At 30.0% G+C, this 3,261-nt stretch carries 2 protein-coding genes; both read left to right on the forward strand.

Going from position 1 to position 3,261, the window contains the following annotated elements; translation table 11 throughout:
* The first annotated feature begins 161 nt into the window (after window positions 1-161).
* Window positions 162-563: a carbonic anhydrase gene (locus tag MXE27_RS11675; protein ID WP_248612626.1), complete on the forward strand. Its 402-nt coding sequence runs from the start codon at window positions 162-164 to the stop codon at window positions 561-563.
* Between the two features lie 402 nt (window positions 564-965).
* A complete protein-coding gene (locus MXE27_RS11680) occupies window positions 966-2,957 on the forward strand; it encodes an FUSC family protein (protein WP_248612627.1) in 1,992 nt (663 codons plus the stop codon).
* Window positions 2,958-3,261 lie beyond the last annotated feature (304 nt).

The following is a 3,261-nucleotide window of genomic DNA, read 5'->3' on the forward strand; positions in this document are numbered from 1 at the left end:
GTGATTGTAAAAAAGAATGGGTTGCTGAAACAGAATTTTCTGAATTAAATAGATCTGTTTCAAGAATCCAATATAACATTATAAAATAAAATTTTAAGATTTGGATATATTCTATATGTCCCACCCTAATCAGACAACATAAGAAACCGGAGACATCGATTATGGACAATATAAAAACTGAACTTGATGGAAAATTTGCAGCCTGTTTAAACTGTATTGATGGTCGGGTACAAATACCGACCATTAAATGGATTATGTCAACATATGGTGTTGATTTTGTAGATATGATTACTGAACCTGGTATGGATGGTTTTTTGGTTGATTCTAAATCTGAATTAACACACGTGCTGGATAAACTTTCCATTGCCCTTAAAGTTCATGATTGTAAGGAAATATTCATTGTAGCTCATGAAGACTGTGCAGCAAATCCCGTTGATTTTGAAACCCACACGAAAAATTTAATGATTGCTGTTGAAAAAATAAAAAAATTTGCTACAAATTGTACCGTTATAGGCATTTATGTTTACTTAAATGGTGAAGTTGAAAAAATCATGGAAAATTAAATTATTCTATTTCCAAACTTTATTTTTATATCCCACATATAACCGAGTTGTAAATAGAAAACAACTATGAATTGTTAATTATAAAACCTATTGTGTATGAATTTATACTTTATCCTCATTTTTGATATGGAAACATAGCTATTTTTATTACCCATATAAGCACATAGATTTAGAAACAATTATTAATTACTGTGTGATATAATTTATATTAGTACTATTGATATGGTCAATGTTAAACTGTCGGATATTAAAATTTCCTACTATCCATTTTATAAATCTTCAAAAGAACTATTGGATATATTCGTTGTACTGGCTTAACGATAATTCTATTAAAAAATGGTTTCTTTAACTTAATCTAATGTATTTATTTTATTTTAATGAAAATTAAAAGGGCGTGATGGTTTGGAAAGAAAAGGATTTATTAGCAGATTTAAAAGACTTTCAGCACCCACAGGAAAACCTTTATGGGGCCATGCATTTAGAGCAGTAGGTTTAGCTATTTTAAGCGTTATTATAGCTTATTTTATTGGTTTAAGTCAAGGCATAGAAATTATTTTTATGGTAGTTTTATTTGCATCTGTTCTAATGGATCAAGCAATTCCATTCCGGAAGGCTGTTACTTTTTCAGTTATTGGATTTATTTTAATGTCTTTGGCATTTGTAAGTGCTTCAGTAGCACATATGTTTGGATTACCCTTTTTCATAGTTTTGACTATAATATGGTCTTTTTTCCCATTTACACTGTATATATTTGGAAAGGCTGAGGGATTATTTGGGTATCTGATTTTTATTTCATATTATACGGCAACTGTCCTTATAAAAAGTAGTACAAATGTTTTTGATTTGGTTATTTATGTTTTATTTGCTTATATTATAACTTCGATACTTCTTGTATGGAAATTTATTCAAAGAGATAATTATAAAAGGAAAATGGTTGCATCGGGGTTTGATCCTAGCACATCTATAAACAAAATAGGTTCAATAAGACGCAATCTAGCAGGAGTTCCTATTAATGAATCGTATCATGACCTATTGGATTATGGATTGTATTTGACCGGACTTCGAAATTATGGGAGAACGGTTCAGTCAAGGCTTACAGGTAAAGTAGCAGTTTTATTTGAGAATTTTCTTAATGAATCTAATTCTGTTAGTAGTGCTATAGCAGACCATATAGTAAATAAAAAAGGAGAAGTTAATCTTAAAAATGTTAAATCAAATTTAAATGAATTGGATTTGCATATGGATGAAAAAGGTGTTGAATCTATAAAATTTTTAGCAGATAATTTTATAAAATTTTTTGAAGATTCAAACCGGATACTTTCCAGTCCTATAAATCAAAATGAAGAGGAAACTGTAAAAATCACCATTCTAAATAAGATGTCATTTAAACAAGTAATAACATCTAGATTTAATCTGGATTCATTATACATACGTCACGCATTAAGATTTACAGTTGCAATGGTAATAACACTAGCTTTTGTGTTCATCGACCATGCAAGAGATCCAGCTTGGATTGCTATGGGTGTTCTTATAGTACTCAAACCTGATGTTTCAAGCACATGGGATAACATGATTACTAGGGTTTCATTCAATCTCTTCGCAGTCATATTAGCTATAATTTTAGCCTTCATTTTCCCACATTATATGCTGCTGATATTTGCAATAGTGGCACTTTTTTTCTTCAGAGCATTCTTACCCAACCATATTGGTCTTTCGATCCTGGCAGTAACTGTTTTTACAGTTTTCGTTTGGCCACAGGGTGAAGTGATTAATAATGCTGCTGCTAGGCTAATAGACATCATTATTGGTTCAATTGTATCGATTATACTTGTTTATGGTATACTACCCAAGAGATTAACTATAAATTTACCGAATCAGGTATTTAATGTTTTGAAAGCAAATCAAGAATATGCAGCGCTTATTTTATCTGGAAATTATGATAATAAAGCTGCAACTTCAAAGCTTGAAACATCATTATTAGAATATAATAACCTTGAATCTTCATTAACAAAGATTCAAGATTCATTTAAAGATGTTTCCAATGATCTTAAAATTTATGAAGAGATATCTGGTGCATGTTACAATCTTACTGAAGATATTTCCGCAATTGTAGGTTATGAACATGAGATTTCTAAACTGGATTTCTCTCCTCTTATAGATTTAAGTTCTAAAATTCTTGACATATTTGTAAGTGCAATTAAAAGAAATGAGATACCTGAAGAACTACCGGATATGCATATTTACGATGAGATAATTGTTAAAATGCTTCAAGAACATGAAGAAATTAAACAATATCTTGAATGGATAGTTTCGGATATTTATCTAATACATTATTTTATTAACGAAGCAGTAGAAACCGGAGCACTCGATAGATACAAAGATGTGAATCAATAAAAATTAACAAATAATTGCCCACTTAGAGAAGAGTAAAAGATATTTAATAAGTGGTAAGTGTCAAGTTATGATAAAAAGCACCCCACATCAGATTATTATTAATTTCTTAATAAACCGGGCAAGTGATAGATAAAATGAATAACCGTTCCTTTGCGATTTTTTGTTGTTAAATGTGCAATAGCCAGTATAGTCTTAAAAAAGTCGTTTTGCGCTTAATTTCCACTTTAAAGCATAATAGTGTATACTCCAATATTAGAATCTTTAGCAGATTTAAGATCACTTAGTATATCTTGTTCCATGGAAT

Source organism: Methanobacterium alcaliphilum, assembly GCF_023227715.1.
Classification (GTDB): domain Archaea; phylum Methanobacteriota; class Methanobacteria; order Methanobacteriales; family Methanobacteriaceae; genus Methanobacterium_E; species Methanobacterium_E alcaliphilum.